The organism is Citrobacter sp. RHBSTW-00887, assembly GCF_013728095.1.
Lineage (GTDB): Bacteria > Pseudomonadota > Gammaproteobacteria > Enterobacterales > Enterobacteriaceae > Citrobacter > Citrobacter braakii.
Map to the genome: position 1 here is coordinate 4314502 of NZ_CP056267.1, position 20518 is coordinate 4335019.

Consider the following 20518-nt stretch of genomic DNA (forward strand, 5'->3'; position numbering starts at 1 on the left):
ATTTTTTATGGCAAATAACAACGTACGTTCTCAACGGCTTATCGTGACCCTGAGCGCCCTGTTTGCGGCACTTTGTGGACTATATCTCCTGATTGGTGGAGGCTGGCTGGTCGCCATCGGTGGCTCCTGGTATTACCCGATCGCGGGCCTTGCCATGCTCGGTGTGGCTCTCCTGCTGTGGCGCAGTAACCGATCCGCCCTTTGGCTGTATGCCGCCCTGCTTCTCGCCACCATGATTTGGGGCGTCTGGGAAGTCGGCTTTGATTTCTGGGCGCTGACGCCGCGTAGCGACATCCTGGTCTTCTTTGGTATCTGGCTTATCCTGCCTTTCGTCTGGCATCGCCTGATTATCCCTTCCAGTGGCGCAGTAGCGGCGCTGGTGGTGGCCCTGCTGATTAGCGGCGGTATCCTGACCTGGGCTGGCTTCAACGACCCACAAGAGGTTCACGGCACGCTGAGTGCAGATACCTCTCAGGCCGATGCAATCTCAGCGGTTGCCGACGAGGATTGGCCGGCTTACGGTCGCAATCAGGAAGGTCAGCGCTACTCACCGTTAAAACAAATTAACGCTGACAACGTTCATCAGTTGAAAGAAGCCTGGGTATTTCGTACCGGGGATTTAAAACAACCCAACGATCCCGGTGAAATCACCAATGAAGTCACGCCAATAAAAGTAGGGGATACTCTTTATCTGTGTACCGCCCACCAGCGGCTGTTCGCCCTGGATGCGGCCAGCGGGAAAGAGAAGTGGCATTTCGATCCCCAACTCAATACCAATACCAGCTTCCAGCACGTAACCTGTCGCGGCGTTTCTTATCATGAAGCCAGACCGGATACAGCTTCTGCAGAGGTGATGGCCGACTGTCCGCGCCGCATCCTTTTGCCGGTCAATGATGGTCGACTGTTTGCCTTGAATGCCGAGACCGGCAAGCTGTGCGAAACCTTCGCCAATAAAGGTATTTTGAATCTGCAGACCAATATGCCGGATACCTCACCGGGCCTGTACGAACCGACGTCTCCCCCGATAATCACCGATAAAACTATCGTTATTGCCGGGTCGGTAACCGATAACTACTCAACCCGCGAAACATCCGGGGTGATACGTGGTTTTGACGTCAATAACGGCAAGCTTCTGTGGGCGTTTGATCCCGGTGCCAAGGATCCTAATTTCATCCCGTCAGATGAACATACCTTCACCTTTAACTCACCCAACTCTTGGGCGCCTGCGGCCTACGACGCTAAGCTGGATCTGGTGTATCTGCCCATGGGCGTTACCACGCCGGATATCTGGGGCGGTAACCGCACACCGGAACAGGAACGTTACGCCAGCGCCATTCTGGCGTTAAATGCCACGACCGGGAAATTGGCCTGGAGCTATCAGACCGTTCACCACGATCTGTGGGATATGGACTTACCGGCACAGCCAACCCTGGCGGATATCAACGTCAATGGAGAGAAAATCCCGGTCATTTATGCCCCGGCAAAAACCGGTAATATCTTTGTGCTCGATCGCCGTAATGGTGAACTGGTGGTGCCTGCCCCGGAAAAACCGGTGCCGCAAGGTGCAGCCAAAGGTGATTATGTCAGCAAAATCCAGCCGTTCTCCGATCTCAGTTTCCGTCCGCAAAAAGATCTCAGTGGTGCGGATATGTGGGGCGCAACCATGTTTGACCAGTTGGTGTGCCGCGTAATGTTCCACCAGCTGCGCTATGAAGGCATTTTTACCCCGCCTTCAGAGCAAGGCACTCTGGTGTTCCCGGGTAACCTCGGCATGTTCGAATGGGGCGGCATTTCCGTTGATCCCAACCGTCAGGTAGCCATTGCCAACCCGATGGCGCTGCCGTTCGTTTCTAAGCTGATCCCACGCGGTCCCGGCAATCCGATGGAGCCGCCGAAAGATGCCAAAGGTACTGGCACAGAGTCCGGTATTCAGCCGCAGTACGGCGTACCATTCGGCGTAACGCTTAATCCATTCCTTTCACCATTTGGCCTGCCGTGTAAACAGCCAGCATGGGGCTACATTTCCGCCGTAGATCTGAAAACCAATCAAGTGGTATGGAAAAAACGCATTGGCACGCCACAGGACAGCATGCCATTCCCAATGCCGGTTCCGGTGCCGTTCAATATGGGGATGCCGATGCTGGGTGGACCTATCTCCACCGCGGGTAACGTGCTGTTTATAGCCGCGACTGCCGATAACTATCTGCGCGCATACAACATGAGCAACGGTGAAAAACTGTGGCAGGGTCGGCTTCCGGCAGGCGGCCAGGCAACGCCGATGACGTATGAAGTTAACGGTAAGCAGTATGTGGTGATATCAGCCGGGGGCCACGGCTCATTTGGCACCAAGATGGGCGATTATATCGTGGCATACGCGTTGCCGGACGACGCGAAGTAAAATGGAAAACGCCCGCTAATCAGCGGGCGTTTTTTTATTCAAACTTCAGTGACAGTAACGACGCTTTTGCGGCTTCCTGATACTGAGCCACAAGATCTTTGGTCATATTGAAGGAGACCTGCACCGCTTTCTCGTTTTGCGAGGTAATCAGCAGCATATTGAGAATTTCAGTATCCGGCGCTTGAGAACGGAAAGTAATCAGCCACGCTTTATGTCCATCAACCGTGACAGGTTCCGCCTGCGGCTTGAAGTTGGTCAGCATCTTCAGCGTCGCATCCTTTGCCATATCCAACTGAGCGGCAGGCAACGCGTTGCGCCCGGCGGTAATACCTAGAGACGCTTTACCGCGTTCGTCACCGTAAATCACCTGTGGACGGTTTTCAGAAGGGTATTTGATTTTTGCCATTTCGTCCGGCATCGGCGTGAGCGTCTGCGGAATTTCGAGACTTAAATTCAGTTTTGAAATCTGTTGGCGTTCCATCTTCATCGCAGCCTGTGCCGAAACCGCCAGAAGCATAATAAAAGATGCCGTCAGTACTTTACGCAAAAGGGTCATGAATACCTCGTGATGAGTGATTAACCTCATCAGTATATGAATGCCTTTACTCGACGATAGAGTAATAATCCGTTTTTGGAATAAACATTTAGCGGATAGCGCCACCGCTATCCGCCGCTGTTTATACGGTAAACCCGAGCATCATCCCGGTATCCTCATGCTCTAACAAATGGCAGTGCGCCATATAGGCATGTTCCTTTGGCGCGTCGTGGTCAAATTTCACCAGCACCTCGCTCACGCCGCCCTCTACCCGCACCGTATCTTTCCATCCCGCGCGGTGCGCAGCAGGCGCTTTGCCATTTTCAGACAGAATACGGAACTGCGTGCCGTGAATGTGGAACGGATGCAGCATCATGTCGCCCTGCCCGGAAATCACCCAGCGTTCGTGTTGACCTTTCGCCGCGGCAAACATCGGTTTATTCATATCAAACGCCTGACCATTAATCCGGTTGGCATTATGGAAATCGAATGTTCCATGCTTCATGTTGCCCATGTCGCCATGCTGCATATTCCCCATCTCACCGTGGTTCATATTGCCATGCTTCATGTTCCCGTGGCCCATATTGTCATTATTCATATGGCCCATCATCTTGCCATGATCCATACCCGCCATAGCCTGAGCGCCGTACTTCTTCATCAACATTTGCATGCCCATCATGTCGAGCATTGGGTCCATCGATAATTGCAGTTTGCGCACCGTCAGCCCCTCAAGAGATGGCAGCGCCGGCATGGATGTCAGCGTATCCGGCAACGTGCCGGAAGCGGTAATCAGCAGCGGCTGAACGCGCATCACCGGATGCAGCTTATCAAATGGCGCAATCGCCATGCCCATCTGACCCACAGGCAGAGTGACCAGATCAAACGCTTTACCGTCGCTCACATCCACCAGCACTTCAAAGCGTTCGCCCATCAGCATAGGAAGTTCGGTTACTTTTACTGGCTCCGCCAACAGTCCGCCGTCGCTGGCAATAACGTACAAAGGACGATTGTCGCTGGCCGCGATATTCAGTGAGCGTGCGTTACAACCATTTAGCAGACGCAGGCGCAACCAACCGCGCGGTGCAGCATGCTGAGGATAAATCGCCCCATTGGTCAGCAGCGTATCGCCAAACCAACCGACGGCAGCGGTCATGATGTCCAGTTGATAGTTAACCTGACCATCAGCAGAGAACTGTTTATCCTGAATAATCACCGGCACATCATCAATGCCCCACTGCTTAGGCAGCAGCAGCTTGCGAATCTCTTCATCTTCAATCAGCACCAGTCCGGCTAGGCCCATCGCCACCTGATGACCAGTCTTCCCATGCTGATGCGGGTGGAACCAGCAGGTTGCCGCGCGCTGATCCGGTGTGAAGGTCACAGAACGTTTCCCACCCGCCGGAATAATACCTTGCGGGCCACCGTCGACTTCACCGGGGATTTCCAGCCCGTGCCAGTGCAACGTCGTCTCTTCGGCAAGCTGGTTATGGATATCCACCGTCACCGATTGCCCTTTACTCAGCTTGACCGCCGGCCCGAGCAAACTACCGTTATATCCCCAGGTCGTGGCTGTTTTACCGGCAAAACTCGACTGTCCGGCTTGCACGATCAGCTGCATACGGTTAGAGGCATCTGCGGTTAACAGGTCTGGAATGGGTAATGCGGGACGGTCTGCAGCAAATACGCTCCGGCTCCACAGAGGTAACGCTGACGCGACGCCCAGCGCCACGGAGTACTTTAAAAAGTCACGACGTTGCATAATCACTTCCTTATATTCAGCAGCTTAAGCAGGCTATCTTTTAAGCATAAGCCTTCCCCTTACGGGAAGGTCAAGTAAACGGCTAATAATAAAGGTCGTCGCTTCGCTCGCAGTGTGCTAACGTTTAAATTCCGTGATGCAGTGGTAGAAGCAATGAAGACGTTTTTCAGAACCGTTTTGTTCGGCAGCCTGATGGCCGTATGCGCAAACAGCTACGCGCTTAGTGAGTCCGAAGCCGAAGATATGGCCGATTTAACGGCAGTTTTTGTTTTTCTGAAAAATGACTGTGGATACCAGAATTTGCCAAATGGGCAGATTCGTCGCGCACTGGTCTTTTTTGCCCAGCAAAACCAGTGGGACCTGAGTAATTACGACACCTTCAATATGAAAGCGTTGGGTGAAGACAGCTACCGCGACCTCAGCGGTATAGGCATCCCAACGGCCAAGAAATGCAAAGCGCTGGCACGTGACTCCCTGAGCCTGTTGGCTTACGTTAAATAGCCGCGCTGCGGAACCAGCAAGCTTCGCTTACTCTTTTACCGGCAACGTCAGCAACACTGATTTTGCCTGGTTTTCCCCTTTAGTGACTCTCAATATCGCCAGCCCCAGTTGCCGCCCAACCTCTTCGTGATCGACGGTAAAGAGACAACTCGACGACACCACTCGCACAGAAAAATCGCTGCTTGCCGTGGCGCACAGCATGTTTTTTTCATTGAGTCCGCACTCGGGTAACGAGGCCAGATAGTGACTCGCCCCCATCAGTAAAAAGTCGTTGATGAAAATAATGAAATCAGGCCGCTCTGGCTGCTGTAGAAATTGCCGCGCGGCCTCTTCACCGGAAGATTCAGCTACGCTGCCAAAGAAAACCAACCCGTCATGGTAATGAATCCCTTGCACCGCCAACGCCTGCAAACAGCCGGTCAAGAACTGACGGCCATGCATACTGTCCGGGCCAAGCGTCGCAATGGCAATACGTTGCGCTCCGCGACGCAGTGCCGCACGTACGCATTGTTTCCCCATCTCCTCATGATGAAAATCGACCCAATTGAAGTTCCCGCCCAGCGAGCGGCTTTGCCCCATCGTCACAAAGGGAAACTTTAGTTCATCAAGCAGAAGGATCCGTTCATCATCAATACGAGTGTCTGTCAGGATAATCGCGTCAGCACGATTCTGCTCAACAATTTTATGCAGCAGTTGTAGCTCACTTTCGCGATCGGTAGAAATATGGATGACCGGATCGATGGCACTCTCTTTTAAACTAGCCTGTAGCCCCCTGGCGATAGCCATAAAGAACGAGGCGGTATGGATATTGCCATCATCCGCTGCAGGCAGCAGCAGAGCCACGACCCCTGTTTTACCACTACGCAAATAGCGGGCTGATGCATTTGGCCGGTAACCCAGTTTATCCGCCGCTTCCAGTACCTTTTTACGGGTGTGGTTACTGATATCGCTTTTATTATTTAGCGCTTTCGAAACCGTCGCTGTCGAAAGATTAAGATACGCCGCCAGCTCTTTTATATTCATATTTATTATGGACTAAATAGCTCTGAACAAGGATATTCCTGCCAATTTAACTGATTAGTTTTTACGTGACAATAAAAAACATTTCGACACGACTTTATTGTGTAGCAACGATCACAATTATGCAGTTAAAACCATTGAAATCATTATTTTTCAGATCTAGCATAAAACAATACGAAATCGATTAAGTATTAAAACAAAAAGCCCTAAAAATAATCATACAAACAAAGGTACTTATATCATGACATTAGATAGTACGCTTCCAGCTGCGGCCAAAAAACATAAAACGCGCCCCCAAGTCATCTGGATTTGCCTGTTGGCTGCGCTCGCAGGGCTGTTATTTGGCCTGGATATCGGCGTCATTTCCGGCGCACTACCGCTGATCGCTAAAGAGTATCAACTGCTGGATAGCCAGCAGGAGTGGGTGGTCAGTTCAATGATGGTCGGCGCCGCCGTCGCAACTCTGTGTAGCGGTTTTCTGGCCTATCGCCTGGGCCGTAAATACGCTTTATTAATCGCCGCGGCCTCCTTTTGCTTAGGAGCGATTATTTGTACCTGCGCAGTTGGCCCAGGGATGCTCATCGTCGGACGGCTGATCCTCGGCGTCGGTCTGGGTGTCGCATCTTATGCGACACCACTCTATCTTTCTGAAATAACGCCAAAAAACATTCGCGGTGCAATGATATCAGCCTATCAATTGATGATTGCGCTAGGCATCTTGCTGGTTTTTCTGACCAATACCGCCTTTAGCTACAGCGGCAACTGGCGCGGTATGCTGCTGGTTGTCGCCATCCCTTCACTGGTCTTTCTGTTCGGGGCGCTATTCCTGCCGCGCAGCCCGCGCTGGCTCATGATGCATGGCCGTGAAGAGGAGGCTCGGATAGTGTTAATCCGCCTGCGTAATAGCCGTGAAGAGGTGGAGAATGAGCTTAGCGAAATTAAAGAACAGCTCAACGTTAAGCAACAAGGTTGGAATTTATTCAAAGAAAACAGGAATTTTCGTCGCAGTGTTAGCCTGGGAATTATTTTGCAAATCATGCAGCAGTTCTCTGGCGTAAATGTGATGATGTATTACGCGCCGCGTATATTCCATGAAATTGGCTTCACTTCAACAGCCGAGCAGATGTGGGGCACGGTTATTGTGGGCTTCGTGATGACGCTCGCCACCTTTATTGCCGTCGGCTTCGTCGATCGCTGGGGACGAAAACCAATGCTGTACGCTGGTTTTATCACGATGGGTTTCGCTATGAGCATCGTAGGGACGTTGCTGGGCGGTGATGCGTTATCAGCGCTGGAGAAAGGTATCACGGTTACCATGCTGTTGCTGTTTATCGTCGGCTTCTCCATGTCTGCCGGGCCGCTTATCTGGTTATTGTGCTCTGAGATTCAACCGCTGAAAGGCCGAGAATTTGGTATCACCTGCTCTACTTTTACCTGTCACATCGCCGGGATGATTGTCAGTGCAACCTTCCTGTCATTGCTAAATAGTTTAGGTAGCGCCCATACATTTTATTTATATGCGCTACTGAATATTGTCGCCCTCGTGATCATCTATCTTTTTGTGCCTGAAACAAAAAATATTTCACTGGAGCGCATTGAGCAAAACCTGATGGCAGGAAAAAAACTGCGAAATATCGGACAATAATACAAGGGTGCGACAAGATGAGCTTTATAGACTTTAAAGAAGATAACTTTCATATTTCCTTCGAGTTAAATGAAGAACAACAAATTTATATCAGCCAGTTTTTACTTGTCGGAAAGAGTGATGTACAGGGTGCATTCCCTCTTATTCAGGTGCATGTCAGTGGCCATAATCAAAACGATCACCACGCCCGTAAGCATACCGGTAGCGAACCAGGCTCCTCTCTGCGCTATCACGCCCATCGGGAAAGCGAAAATGCGCAGGGGAAAAAACTGGAGATAGATCTACATAGCCCAGCGGTTCACGCCCGCTGGCATCTACAGCATTTTCGTGGGCTACAGGCGGGCCGCGTCTGGTGTGATATCCGTAACGCCAGCGCCGATACTATCGGCCTGGAGTATGTCAGTTCGCTGACGTTGTTCGCCATCGACAGCCTGCCCTGGCAAAAAAATAGCGTCCTGCATCTACCGCATAATAACTGGTACGGCGAAGCACAGTGGAAAAGCGCCACACCACCTGAGCTTGGGCTGGATAAGGTGAATGTCTTCTCCCTTAATCGTATCGCTATCGAAAACACAGGAACCTGGTCCAGTATTGGCTATCTTCCTATGGCGGCATTTGAAGACACGGCGGCAGGCACAACACTGCTCTGGCAAATTGAGCATAACGGTTCGTGGCAATGGGAGATCGGTGATTTCCGTAATCGTCTCTATTTGCAGGCTAGCGGGCCAACGGAAAACGAAAATCACTGGTGGAAACAACTACTACCCGGTGAAACCTTTACCTCCGTGCCTGTTGCCGTAAGCCAGGTACACGGCGGGCTGCAAGAGGCGCTACAAGAGATAACGCGCTATCGTCGACGAATAATGCGCCCTTCACAGGATAATGTGCAGCTACCAGTGATCTTCAATGATTATATGAACTGCCTCTCAGGTGACCCTACAACTGAAAAGTTGCTGCCGTTGATTGATGCAGCCGCAAAGGCTGGCTGCGAATATTTCTGCATTGATTGCGGTTGGTATTCGGACGGTGAATGGTGGGATGGCGTTGGTGAATGGCTGCCTTCATCCGCGCGTTTCCCTGGCGGGATCCACGAACCGCTTGAGTATATTGCCGCCAAAGGGATGAAATCAGGTCTGTGGTTAGAGCTTGAGGTCATGGGCATAGCTTGTCCGCTGGCGCAAAAGCTGCCCGATGAGTGTTTTTTCCAGCGACATGGCAAACGGGTTATCGACCATCAGCGCTATCAGCTCGATTTCCGCCACCCATTGGTACAAGAACATGCCGAACGGATCATCACGCGCCTGGTCGAGGATTACGGTGTTAGCTATATCAAAATGGATTACAACATCAATGCAGGCAGCGGTACTGACTACCAGGCCGACAGCAGCGGCGATGGCCTGTTGCAGCATAACCGTGCCTATCTAGCCTGGCTGCAGAAAACAATGCAACGCTACCCACAACTGGTGATCGAGAACTGCGGCAGCGGTGGTTTACGGATGGATTACGCGATGCTGCAACAGCACAGTATTCAATCCGTTACCGATCAAACCGACTATCGGCTCATGGCGGCTATCGCTGCCGCCGCAGCGTCAGCGGTCACTCCTGAGCAAGCTGCTATCTGGTCTTATCCACTGCGCGAGGGGGATCGGGAAGAAGTGGTGATGAATATGGTTAACAGCATGCTGCTGCGGGTGCATCAGAGTGGTCATCTGGCGGAGTTGAGTGAAGAACGTTTTGCGCTGGTTCAGGAAGGGATTGCGCTGTATAAAACGTTTCGCGAGAAAATTCCGCATCTACAGCCTTTCTGGCCGTTGGGTATGCCCACATTATCCTCACCGTGGTTGGCCTTTGGCCTGCGTAACGAGCATGAGGCGTGGCTCGCGGTATGGCGTATGGACAGCGAACAAGGAGCGATGACCGTCCCTCTCGCGCAACTCGCCACTATCACCTGCGTGTATCCCCAGGCCGAACAGTCGCGCTGCCAGCCTATACTCCAGTCGTCAGGTGCCTGCGTTTTTCTGAACCAAAAGATGACCGCAAGGTTATTTCACCTTACTTTTACCAGTGAATACACCCGATAACGGGCCTGCGAAAAAGTGCTCGGCTATCGGGTGCGCACAGCGCTCACCCGATAGTAATGCGGAGCCGAGTGGCTCCGCGTTGATTAGCGTTGTTGTACAAACTCGCGGTACGCCGCCACGACCTGAAGAAAGTCCTCTACGCCGCAAAGTGAAAAGCTCTCTTCGTCGTAGTAGCTCATCCCCTCTTCCATTTCATCTCCGGAGAATTCCAGCTGATTGGCGCGCACCATCACCTCTTCACCATCCAGCCAGAGCGTGTATTCATGCCCTGCTCGCTGCCAGGAGCGCTCACTGCCCTTCACCGCATGCGCCGCCTGTTCCACTTCATCAAGTAAGGCCAGGTTCTCTTTCACTTCTTCGTTAAACCAGTGCCCCACCACCTCGTGGCCCATGGACATACGCACTTTTACCACTCCGGTAATATCGCGCAGAAATTCGTAATCCATAATGTCTTCCTCTGCTCCCGGCAATGCGCCAATACCGCATTGCGCCTTGCTGTAATTATCGCAGCAGCGCGGCAGAAAAAAAGCGTAGCGGGTATAAGGAATAGAAATAAAAATGCCCGGAGAAGCAGACTTCTCCGGGCATTGATGCGTTTTTACACAAATCGCGTTAGCGTATTACACCGCGGTCTGGAAAATCACACCATCGGCTTTCTCAGTATACTGAGACAGCTGGTCGAAGTTCAGATAACGGTAAGTATCCACCGCCGTCTTATCAACCTGCGCCACATAGGTCTGATATTCTTCCGCCGTCGGCAGTTTGCCAATCAGCGCCGCAACCGCCGCCAGCTCCGCAGAAGCCAGGTAGACGTTCGCCCCGGTACCTAAACGGTTCGGGAAGTTACGGGTAGAGGTCGAAACCACCGTTGCGCCGTCAGCCACACGCGCCTGGTTACCCATGCACAGCGAACAGCCTGGGATCTCAATACGCGCACCGCTCTTACCAAACACGCTGTAGTAGCCTTCTTCGGTCAGCTGCGCCGCATCCATACGGGTTGGCGGAGCCACCCACAGACGCGTCGGCAACTGGCCTTTGTGTGCATCCAGCAGTTTACCCGCCGCACGGAAGTGGCCGATGTTAGTCATGCAGGAGCCGATGAAGACTTCATCGATCTTCTCGCCCTGCACGTCAGACAGTAGACGCGCGTCGTCCGGATCGTTCGGTGCACAAAGGATTGGCTCTTTGATATCCGCCAGATCGATGTCGATCACCGCCGCGTATTCTGCGTCAGCGTCGGCTTCCAGCAATTGCGGATCCGCCAGCCATTTTTCCATCCCCTGCACACGACGCTCCAGCGTACGGCGATCGCCGTAACCTTCAGCGATCATCCACTTCAGCAGAACGATGTTAGAGTTCAGATACTCAACGATCGGCTCTTTGTTCAGTTTGATGGTACAACCGGCAGCGGAACGTTCAGCGGAGGCATCGGTCAGTTCGAACGCCTGCTCCACTTTCAGATCCGGCAGACCTTCGATTTCGAGGATGCGGCCAGAGAAGATGTTTTTCTTACCTTTCTTCTCAACGGTCAGCAGACCCTGTTTGATCGCGTACAGCGGAATGGCGTGTACCAGATCGCGCAGGGTAATCCCCGGCTGCATTTTGCCTTTGAAACGCACCAGAACGGATTCCGGCATATCCAGCGGCATCACGCCGGTCGCAGCAGCAAACGCCACCAGGCCAGAACCCGCCGGGAAGGAGATGCCAATCGGGAAACGAGTATGGGAGTCACCGCCGGTGCCGACGGTATCCGGCAACAGCATGCGGTTCAGCCAGGAGTGGATTACGCCATCGCCCGGACGCAGCGACACGCCGCCACGGTTCATGATGAAGTCCGGCAGAGTGTGGTGCGTGGTCACGTCAACCGGCTTTGGATACGCCGCTGTGTGACAGAAGGACTGCATCACCAGGTCAGCAGAGAAGCCCAGGCACGCCAGGTCTTTCAGTTCATCACGGGTCATCGGGCCGGTGGTATCCTGAGAACCCACAGAGGTCATCTTCGGTTCGCAGTACGCGCCCGGACGGATACCTTTCACGCCGCAGGCGCGGCCCACCATTTTCTGAGCCAGAGAGAAGCCGCGGCTGCTTTCCGCCACGTCTTTCGCCTGACGGAATACGTCGCTGTGCGGCAGTCCCAGCGCTTCGCGCGCTTTGGTGGTCAGGCCACGACCGATGATCAGCGGAATACGGCCACCAGCGCGCACTTCGTCGATCAGCACATCAGTTTTCAGCTCAAAGCTTGCCAGCAATTCGCCGGTTTCATGGTTACGCACTTCTCCTTTGAACGGGTAAACGTCAATCACGTCGCCCATGTTCATGTTCGAGACGTCCACTTCGATTGGCAGTGCGCCCGCATCTTCCATGGTATTGAAGAAGATCGGTGCAATTTTGCCGCCGAGACACAGACCGCCGCCGCGCTTGTTCGGTACATGAGGGATATCATCGCCCATGAACCACAGTACGGAGTTGGTTGCAGATTTACGCGAAGAGCCGGTACCAACAACGTCACCCACATACGCCAGCGGGTAGCCTTTTTTCTGCAGTTCTTCAATCTGTTTGATCGGGCCTACCGCGCCCGGCTGGTCCGGTTCGATACCTTCACGGGCGTTTTTCAGCATCGCCAGCGCGTGCAGAGGGATATCCGGGCGAGACCATGCGTCCGGTGCCGGAGAGAGGTCATCGGTGTTAGTTTCACCCGTCACTTTAAACACGGTAACGGTGATTTTTTCAGCCAGAGCTGGACGGTTCAGGAACCATTCGGCATCGGCCCAGGACTGCATTACCTGCTTCGCGTATTCGTTGCCCGCTTTGGCTTTTTCTTCTACATCGTAGAAGTTATCGAACATCAGCAGCGTTGAGGAGAGCGCTTTGGCGGCAATCGGCGCCAGTTTTGCTTCGTCAAGCGCGTCGATCAGCGGATGAATGTTGTAACCACCCTGCATGGTGCCCAGCAGTTCAATGGCTTTTTCTGGAGTCACCAGCGGGGAGGTGGTGTCGCCTTTCGCGACGGCAGCGAGAAAACCCGCTTTAACATAAGCGGCTTCATCTACGCCAGGAGGAACGCGGTTGATCAACAGGTCTAACAGGAATTCTTCTTCGCCCACAGGCGGGGTCTTCAGCAGCTCGACAAGTGCGGCCATTTGGGTTGCGTCTAACGGTTTTGGCACAATCCCCTGGGCAGCACGCTCAGCTACGTGCTTACGGTATTCTTCTAGCACGACGATATCTCCTCGCTCTCATTGTCATAATGCGGCGCTTTTGTAGATGGGCGATTCTCTTCACGCTCCTGTGAGACAGTAGTTAGTAGGGTAAATGCCCGGTACCGCGTAAGGCACAATAACAGGATTTTCATTAAGTGTTAATCCGTTTACAAAAAAGCAACATAAAAAATTGGCTGAATCGTTAAGAATGGTGTAGCGACAAGGCGGGGCGTAATTTAGGCTCCCTAAAAACGATGTAAAACGGTTAATTTTCAAGCGTGACATGCTGAATATTCCAGCGATTTTTCAGCCATCAGATATAATTGTGTAATAAATCTTCACACTCTTTTTCCGGACCTGCCGGGTGAATCCCCAATAAAAGTCAAAACTATCTAACACGGGTGAATAATACTCGCGGCAACAGAACGCCTCACGGCACAGCGCTCGTCTCGTTGGAGTCATTTTATGAAGTTGCCCTTTAAGCCACATCTGCTTGTCCTTCTGTGCAGTGCCGGGCTGTTTGCCGCCTCTGGCGTGATGTTCGTTAAAAGTCGCGCAACGGAGCCAGCAGCTCCAGCCCCCGTCGCACAGCAACCGTCCGCCCCGGCTCCCGTAGCGGCCCCTGCCCCGGCTCCCATAGCGGCCCCTGCCCCGGCGGACCAACCAGCGCCCACCGCAGCCCCTACGTACACATCGGCACAAATCGATCAGTGGGTTGCGCCTATCGCGCTCTATCCGGATTCACTGCTGTCGCAAATTTTGATGGCCTCAACCTACCCGGCCAACGTCATCCAGGCCGCGCAGTGGTCAAAAGACAATCCCAAAATGCAGGGTGATGCCGCCATTCAGGCCGTTGCCAGCCAACCCTGGGATCCCAGCGTGAAATCGCTGGTGGCGTTTCCACAGCTGATGTCGCTGATGGGTGAAAATCCGCCGTGGGTACAGAGCCTGGGCGATGCATTCCTTGCGCAGCCGAAAGAGGTTATGGATTCCGTTCAACGCCTGCGTGCGCTGGCGCAACAGACCGGAGCATTGCAATCAACACCGCAGCAGACCGTTACCACCGTGACCAAAGCAGCACCGGCTAAAACCGTCACCAGCGAGTCAACAACCACAACAGCCACGACCGCTGCTTCAGCAAGCCCAACGGTAATCAAAATTGAATCCGCCGACCCGCAGGTAGTTTACGTTCCCACCTATAACCCAAATACGGTTTACGGTACCTGGCCGAACACCGCCTATCCGCCAACCTATCTACCGCCAACGCCCGGCGAGCAGTTTGGCAACAGCTTCGTTAACGGTTTAGGCTTCAGCCTCGGCGTCGCCACAACTTATGCCATTTTCAGCAATATTGACTGGGATGACGACGATGACTGGGATCACCATCATAACGATGACTGGGATAACCATGGCGGCTATAACCGCAACGGTGATAACAACATCAATATCAACGTTGATAACTTCAATAAAATCAGTGGACAGCGTCTGACGGATGCCAACCGTACCTGGCAGCACAACCCGGCCTATCGCGAAGGGGTGCCGTACCCTAATAGCCAGCTCAATAACCGCTTCCACTCCACTAACACGGCTACGGGCCTAAGCTCAACCCAGCAAAGACCGGTCAACCGTGATAGCCAGCGTCAGGCCGCGTTGAGCCAGATGGAAAAATCAACGGGGAAAACCTTCCCCCAGACGGCGCGTACGGGAACGAAAGACGCCCAGCGTCAGGCATCCAGCCAACAACTAAAGCAAATTTCCCAGCGTAATAACTACCGTGGTTACGATAGCAAACCGCAAACGGCAAAACGGGCAAACGCTCAGCAACATGAACATCGCCAGGCCGCCACTCAGCGACAAGAGAAACGGGTCACGCAACCAGCGCAGCAACGCAACGTGCAGCAGCGCAATCTTCAACAACGGACCAGCCAACCGCGGGCCAATGCGCTGAGCGGCAACGACAGTCGCTCCGCCAGTTGGCAGGCGCAGCAGCAGCGAGGGGCTCAAAGCAGGCAGGTCGCCCGCAACCAGCCATCTCGCCAGCTATCCGGCGACCGTGCTGAACACCGTGAATTCCGTCATCGTTAAGGGAAGCGACATGAAAAATAAACTACTCAGTGGAATGGTGTTATTCATGGTTTCGACCACCGCGATGGCACAGCAATCCTTCAGCACACCAGACCAGGCGACCGATGCCCTTGCAACCGCGATAAGCGAGCAGAATGAAAGCGCGATGAACAACCTGCTCGGGGAAAACTGGCGCGAGTTTCTGCCACCGGAAGGCGTCGATCCTGATGCGGTTGATCGCTTCCTGCGCGACTGGAAGGTCCGCCATAATACCGTCATCGACGGCAATACCGCGCACCTGGTGGTCGGGGACAGCGACTGGCAACTGCCGATCCCGGTTGTTAAAAGTGCTTCCGGCTGGCAATTTGATATCAAGGAAGCGGCTGAAGAGATCCTGACCCGTGAGATTGGGCGCAACGAACTTGCGGCTATTGAAGCATTACACGCCTATGTAGATGCTCAGCAAAGCTACTTTGCGATGAACCAAAAATACGCGCAAAAGATTGTCAGTTCTGAAGGGAAAAAAGATGGTCTGTACTGGCCTGTTTCGCCCGGCGAAGCGCCAAGCCCGCTTGGCCCGGCCTTTAGTCCGCAGGAGCCTGGAACGGGCTATCACGGCTATCGTTTCCGTATCCTTCCCGATAAAACCAGCGGCTTTGCGATGGTTGCCTGGCCCGTCAGCTACGATCACACTGGTGTTATGAGTTTTATGATTAACGGTGATGATAAAGTCTATCAGGCCGATCTCGGCGCTGATGCACAGCAGAAAGCCCAGGCGTTAACCGTATATCATCTGGATAAAAACTGGCAGCCCGTAGCGCCCTGAATGCCAGTCAAATAGTGATTTGGCCGGGGAAGCGCCCCCCCTCCGGCCAACTCACGAGAGATTACAGGATGTTAGCGACGGATTTCGCCAGCTGCGCTTCCAGAACCGGTTTCGCTTCTTCGAACTTCAGGTTCACTTTGTTGGCATTAGACACGACGCGGGTCTGGTATTTTGCGCGATCGCCCTGCGCGCTGCTGGTTTGCAGCTTGATACCGGACGTGCCCTGGCGCAGTGCGGCAACGTTATCCGTTGTCACTTTCGCTTTGCTGCGCTCAGAGATTTGCAGGTCAGTGACCATGGTGTAGTTCACGTCTTCTACCATGGCATCCGCGGCCATACCGATCAGCCCCGCCGCCAGGCCAACGCCCAGCGCCGCGCCGGAGGAGTTGCTGTTATAGGCAGTGATCCCCGCTCCCAACGCAGCACCCACCGCTGCCCCTTCATAGCCGGTCTTCAGGAAGCCCTGAGCTTCACGCAGATCCATTTTGTCCGCTTTCAGTACGTTCGCCTGCACCCAGTAGTAAGCGCTGTCTGGTGAACTGGTCACTTTATAGCCCTTCGCAGACAGGTCGTTTGCCAGCAGGGTTTGCAGGTTGCTCATGTCTTTATCAGAAGTGTTTTTTACTTGAATGTAGACGGTCTTCTCGCTGGAAGGCTCCAGCCAGATGGTTTCACTCATCTGCGTTTTCACTTCGAGATTACGTTTTTTAACGGCGGTGGTCATCGCGCCACAACCAGTCAGCGTCATTGTCGCGACAACCATGCCAACAACCGCGATTTTTTTTAAAGACATGTTATTTCCTTTTTTCGTGTAATAGAGAATCCAGAGCCTCTTAACCGCGCGGCCAGTAGCCACACAATGGCGAAAAAAGTATCGGCAGTTGCGCAATTTTTTTTAGTGGAAATATCAATAAGATGACTACCAGAACTGGTAGCTTTCAGGCAAAAAAAACGCCTCCGAAGAGGCGTTTTCACAAAAGCGGGAAGATTACTTTTTCTTCGCTTTCGGGTTTGGCAGGTCGGTGATGCTACCTTCGAACACTTCTGCCGCCAGGCCCACAGACTCATGCAGAGTCGGGTGCGCGTGGATGGTCAGCGCGATGTCTTCAGCATCACAACCCATTTCGATCGCCAGACCGATTTCACCCAGCAGCTCGCCGCCGTTGGTACCGACAATCGCACCACCGATAACACGGTGAGATTCTTTGTCGAAAATCAGTTTAGTCATACCGTCTGCGCAGTCGGAAGCGATAGCACGACCAGAAGCAGCCCACGGGAAGGTGGCGGTTTCGTAGCTGATGCCTTTCTCTTTCGCTTCTTTCTCAGTCAGGCCAACCCATGCAACTTCTGGTTCAGTGTATGCGATGGATGGGATAACTTTCGGATCGAAGTAGTGTTTCTTACCGGCGATAACTTCAGCGGCAACGTGACCTTCGTGAACACCTTTGTGCGCCAGCATCGGCTGACCGACGATATCGCCGATAGCAAAGATGTGCGGCACGTTGGTACGCAGCTGTTTGTCAACGCGGATGAAGCCACGGTCATCAACTTCCACGCCAGCTTTGCCCGCGTCGAGGTTTTTGCCGTTCGGTACACGACCGATAGCCACCAGCACTGCATCGTAACGCTGAGCTTCAGCAGGCGCTTTTTTGCCTTCCATGGAAACGTAGATACCGTCTTCTTTCGCTTCAACGGCAGTTACTTTGGTTTCCAGCATCAGGTTGAATTTCTTGCTGATGCGTTTGGTAAAGACTTTAACCACGTCTTTATCGGCAGCCGGGATAACCTGGTCGAACATTTCAACCACGTCGATCTCTGAACCCAGCGCATGGTACACGGTACCCATTTCCAGACCGATGATACCGCCGCCCATTACCAGCAGGCGCTTAGGAACAGTTTTCAGTTCCAGTGCATCGGTGGAATCCCACACGCGCGGATCTTCATGCGGAATGAATGGCAGTTCGATCGGACGGGAACCCGCCGCGATGATCGCGTTGTCAAAGTTGATCACGGTTTTGCCGTTTTCACCTTCAACTTCCAGGGTGTTCGCCCCGGTAAATTTACCCAGACCGTTAACCACTTTCACTTTACGGCCTTTGGCCATACCCGCCAGACCGCCGGTCAGTTGAGTGATAACTTTTTCTTTCCAGGTACGAATCTTGTCGATATCGGTTTTCGGCTCGCCAAAAACGATACCGTGTTCAGCCAGCGCTTTGGCTTCTTCGATAACTTTTGCTACGTGCAGCAGCGCTTTAGAAGGGATACAGCCGACGTTCAGACAAACACCACCGAGGGTGCTGTAACGTTCTACGATGACGGTCTCCAGACCTAAATCTGCGCAACGGAAGGCAGCAGAGTAACCTGCAGGGCCTGCCCCAAGTACCACGACCTGAGTTTTGATTTCAGTGCTCATCATGACCTCTTAATTTATACCCGTCGTCCACCGGGTCGTTCTATCCGCCCGTATTTTACAAAATTGTTAACAATTTTGAAACAACAAACGGCAACCGATTTGTCTTTCGCACAATAACCTCACTGACTTCATGAGATTACCAGAAAAAAGCCGGCCGTCGGGCCGGCTTTTTCGCTTACATCACCAGGCGGCGAATGTCAGACAGCATGTTGTTGATGATGGTGATAAAGCGCGCACCATCAGCACCGTCGATTACGCGGTGGTCGAAGGAGAGCGAAATCGGCATCATCAGACGCGGCATAAACTCTTTACCGTTCCACACTGGCTCCATAGAGGACTTGGAGACACCGAGGATAGCCACTTCCGGCGCGTTCACAATCGGCGCGAAGTGGGTCGTACCCAGGCCACCGATGCTGGAGATGGTGAAGCAACCGCCCTGCATTTCGCCAGCGGTCAGCTTGCCATCACGCGCTTTCTTGGAGATGGTGGTCAGTTCACGAGACAGCTCGGTAATGCTCTTCTTGTTCACGTCTTTGAAGACCGGAACAACCAGACCATTCGGCGTATCCACCGCGACACCGATGTTGATGTATTTTTTCAGGGTCAGACGCTGACCGTCTTCAGACAGAGAGCTGTTGAAGCGCGGCATCTGTTCCAGAGCGGCGGCAACGGCTTTCATGATGAAGACCACTGGCGTGAATTTCACATCCAGTTTACGTTTTTCAGCTTCGGCGTTCTGCTGTTTACGGAACGCTTCCAGATCGGTGATATCGGTCTTGTCGAAGTGAGTAACGTGCGGGATCATCACCCAGTTACGGCTCAGGTTAGCACCAGAGATTTTCTGGATACGACCCAGTTCCACTTCTTCGATTTCACCAAACTTGCTGAAGTCCACTTTCGGCCAAGGCAGCATGCCCGGAATACCGCCGCCTGCTGCTGCCGGAGCAGCTTCAGCACGCTTGATAGCGTCTTTCACGTAAGCCTGAACGTCTTCACGCAGGATACGACCTTTACGGCCAGAACCTTTCACTTTCGCCAGGTTTACACCGAACTCGCGCGCCAGGCGACGAATCAGCGGTGTTGCATGAACGTAAGCGTCGTTCTCAGCGAACTCAGATTTACCTTCCGCTTTCGCGGCCGGAGCTGCGGCTGGTTTAGCAGCCTGAGCCGGTGCAGCTGCAGAGGCTGGAGCAGCCGCGGCAGCTGGAGCGGCAGCAGATGCTGCGCCTTCAACTTCGAAGATCATAATCAGAGAACCGGTTTTGACTTTGTCGCCGGTGCTGATTTTGATTTCTTTCACGGTGCCCGCGAACGGTGCCGGAACTTCCATCGACGCTTTATCGCCTTCAACGGTAATCAGTGACTGCTCAGCGGCAATTTTATCGCCCACTTTAACCATCACTTCAGTGACTTCAACTTCGTCACCGCCGATATCCGGAACGTTAACCTCTTTCGAGCCAGAAGCTGCCGGAGCCGCCGCTGCTGCTGGAGCTGCCGCCTGAGCCGGTGCTGCAGCAGGCGCTGCGCCTGCAACTTCGAAGACCATAATCAGAGAACCGGTAGACACTTTGTCGCCCGTGTTGATTTTGATCTCTTTAACGGTGCCCGCGAACGGCGCCGGAACTTCCATCGACGCTTTATCGCCTTCAACGGTGATCAGAGACTGTTCAGCCGCAACGGTGTCGCCCACTTTAACCATAACCTCGGTAACTTCGACTTCGTCACCGCCGATGTCCGGTACGTGTACTTCTTTCGCCGCTGCCGCAGCAGGTGCTGCTGCCGGAGCTGCTTCTTTCTTCTCTTCTGCCGGAGCAGGTGCAGCGGCTGCTGCACCATCGGCGGAATCGAAAATCATGATCAGTTTGCCGGTCTCAGTTTTGTCGCCAACAGAGACTTTGATCTCTTTAACGATACCTGCCTGAGGAGACGGAACTTCCATAGAGGCTTTGTCGCCTTCTACGGTGATCAGCGACTGTTCAGCTTCAACTTTGTCGCCTACTTTGACCAGGATCTCGGTGATTTCAACTTCATCAGCCCCGATGTCCGGTACATTGATTTCGATAGCCATTATTCTTT

Annotated in this window: 14 protein-coding genes; 6 read left to right on the forward strand and 8 right to left on the reverse strand. The window is 53.2% G+C overall.

Annotated features, from left to right (window positions below; all coding sequences use genetic code 11):
- Positions 1–7 precede the first annotated feature (7 nt).
- Complete coding sequence (locus HV314_RS20690; protein WP_181546581.1) at positions 8–2398, forward strand: glucose/quinate/shikimate family membrane-bound PQQ-dependent dehydrogenase; 2391 nt, start codon at positions 8–10, stop codon at positions 2396–2398.
- A gap of 34 nt (positions 2399–2432) precedes the next feature.
- On the opposite strand, the gene HV314_RS20695 is transcribed toward HV314_RS20690, so the two are convergent.
- Together HV314_RS20695 and cueO are read right to left on the reverse strand one after the other, a co-directional pair.
- Positions 2433–2954, reverse strand: a complete 522-nt coding sequence (locus tag HV314_RS20695) for a hypothetical protein (protein ID WP_016155709.1) — start codon at positions 2952–2954, stop codon at positions 2433–2435.
- Positions 2955–3075: 121 nt separating this feature from the next.
- Positions 3076–4692, reverse strand: coding sequence for a multicopper oxidase CueO (cueO, locus tag HV314_RS20700; protein ID WP_181546583.1), 1617 nt, complete (start codon positions 4690–4692; stop codon positions 3076–3078).
- Between the two features lie 153 nt (positions 4693–4845).
- Here cueO and HV314_RS20705 point away from each other — a divergent pair, with 153 nt between their 5' ends.
- Positions 4846–5193 carry a YacC family pilotin-like protein gene (locus HV314_RS20705; protein ID WP_003018667.1) on the forward strand — a complete coding sequence of 116 codons (348 nt, stop codon included), beginning with the start codon at positions 4846–4848 and terminating at the stop codon, positions 5191–5193.
- Positions 5194–5220: 27 nt separating this feature from the next.
- Here HV314_RS20705 and HV314_RS20710 read toward each other — a convergent pair whose 3' ends face one another.
- The gene (locus tag HV314_RS20710) at positions 5221–6216 is read right to left on the reverse strand and encodes a LacI family DNA-binding transcriptional regulator (protein ID WP_131380640.1); all 996 of its coding nucleotides are present in this window, start codon (positions 6214–6216) and stop codon (positions 5221–5223) included.
- A 238-nt stretch (positions 6217–6454) separates the two neighbouring features.
- Here HV314_RS20710 and HV314_RS20715 point away from each other — a divergent pair, with 238 nt between their 5' ends.
- Positions 6455–7858 (forward strand): sugar porter family MFS transporter, encoded by a 1404-nt coding sequence (locus HV314_RS20715; RefSeq protein ID WP_181546585.1) that lies wholly within the window; start codon positions 6455–6457, stop codon positions 7856–7858.
- 17 nt (positions 7859–7875) lie between these two features.
- Positions 7876–9939 (forward strand): glycoside hydrolase family 36 protein, encoded by a 2064-nt coding sequence (locus HV314_RS20720; RefSeq protein WP_203457719.1) that lies wholly within the window; start codon positions 7876–7878, stop codon positions 9937–9939.
- Between the two features lie 83 nt (positions 9940–10022).
- Here the strand turns inward: HV314_RS20720 and yacL are convergent, their stop codons facing one another.
- Both yacL and acnB read right to left on the reverse strand, forming a co-directional pair.
- Positions 10023–10385: a protein YacL gene (yacL, locus tag HV314_RS20725; protein WP_075847966.1), complete on the reverse strand. Its 363-nt coding sequence runs from the start codon at positions 10383–10385 to the stop codon at positions 10023–10025.
- A gap of 174 nt (positions 10386–10559) precedes the next feature.
- The gene (gene acnB / locus HV314_RS20730) at positions 10560–13157 is read right to left on the reverse strand and encodes a bifunctional aconitate hydratase 2/2-methylisocitrate dehydratase (protein WP_181546587.1); all 2598 of its coding nucleotides are present in this window, start codon (positions 13155–13157) and stop codon (positions 10560–10562) included.
- A 447-nt stretch (positions 13158–13604) separates the two neighbouring features.
- On the opposite strand from acnB, the gene HV314_RS20735 reads away from it, so the two are divergent.
- Both HV314_RS20735 and HV314_RS20740 read left to right on the forward strand, forming a co-directional pair.
- Positions 13605–15224, forward strand: a complete 1620-nt coding sequence (locus tag HV314_RS20735; protein ID WP_181546589.1) for a DUF3300 domain-containing protein — start codon at positions 13605–13607, stop codon at positions 15222–15224.
- A 10-nt stretch (positions 15225–15234) separates the two neighbouring features.
- Positions 15235–16029, forward strand: a complete 795-nt coding sequence (locus tag HV314_RS20740; protein WP_181546591.1) for a DUF2950 family protein — start codon at positions 15235–15237, stop codon at positions 16027–16029.
- Between the two features lie 61 nt (positions 16030–16090).
- On the opposite strand, the gene traT is transcribed toward HV314_RS20740, so the two are convergent.
- The 3 genes from traT to aceF form a co-directional block, all read right to left on the reverse strand.
- Positions 16091–16822 carry a conjugal transfer complement resistance protein TraT gene (traT, locus tag HV314_RS20745; protein WP_043018444.1) on the reverse strand — a complete coding sequence of 244 codons (732 nt, stop codon included), beginning with the start codon at positions 16820–16822 and terminating at the stop codon, positions 16091–16093.
- Between the two features lie 195 nt (positions 16823–17017).
- Complete coding sequence (lpdA, locus tag HV314_RS20750) at positions 17018–18442, reverse strand: dihydrolipoyl dehydrogenase (RefSeq protein ID WP_003018686.1); 1425 nt, start codon at positions 18440–18442, stop codon at positions 17018–17020.
- A 175-nt stretch (positions 18443–18617) separates the two neighbouring features.
- Positions 18618–20510, reverse strand: coding sequence for a pyruvate dehydrogenase complex dihydrolipoyllysine-residue acetyltransferase (aceF, locus tag HV314_RS20755; RefSeq protein WP_181546593.1), 1893 nt, complete (start codon positions 20508–20510; stop codon positions 18618–18620).
- Between the last annotated feature and the right edge of the window lie 8 nt (positions 20511–20518).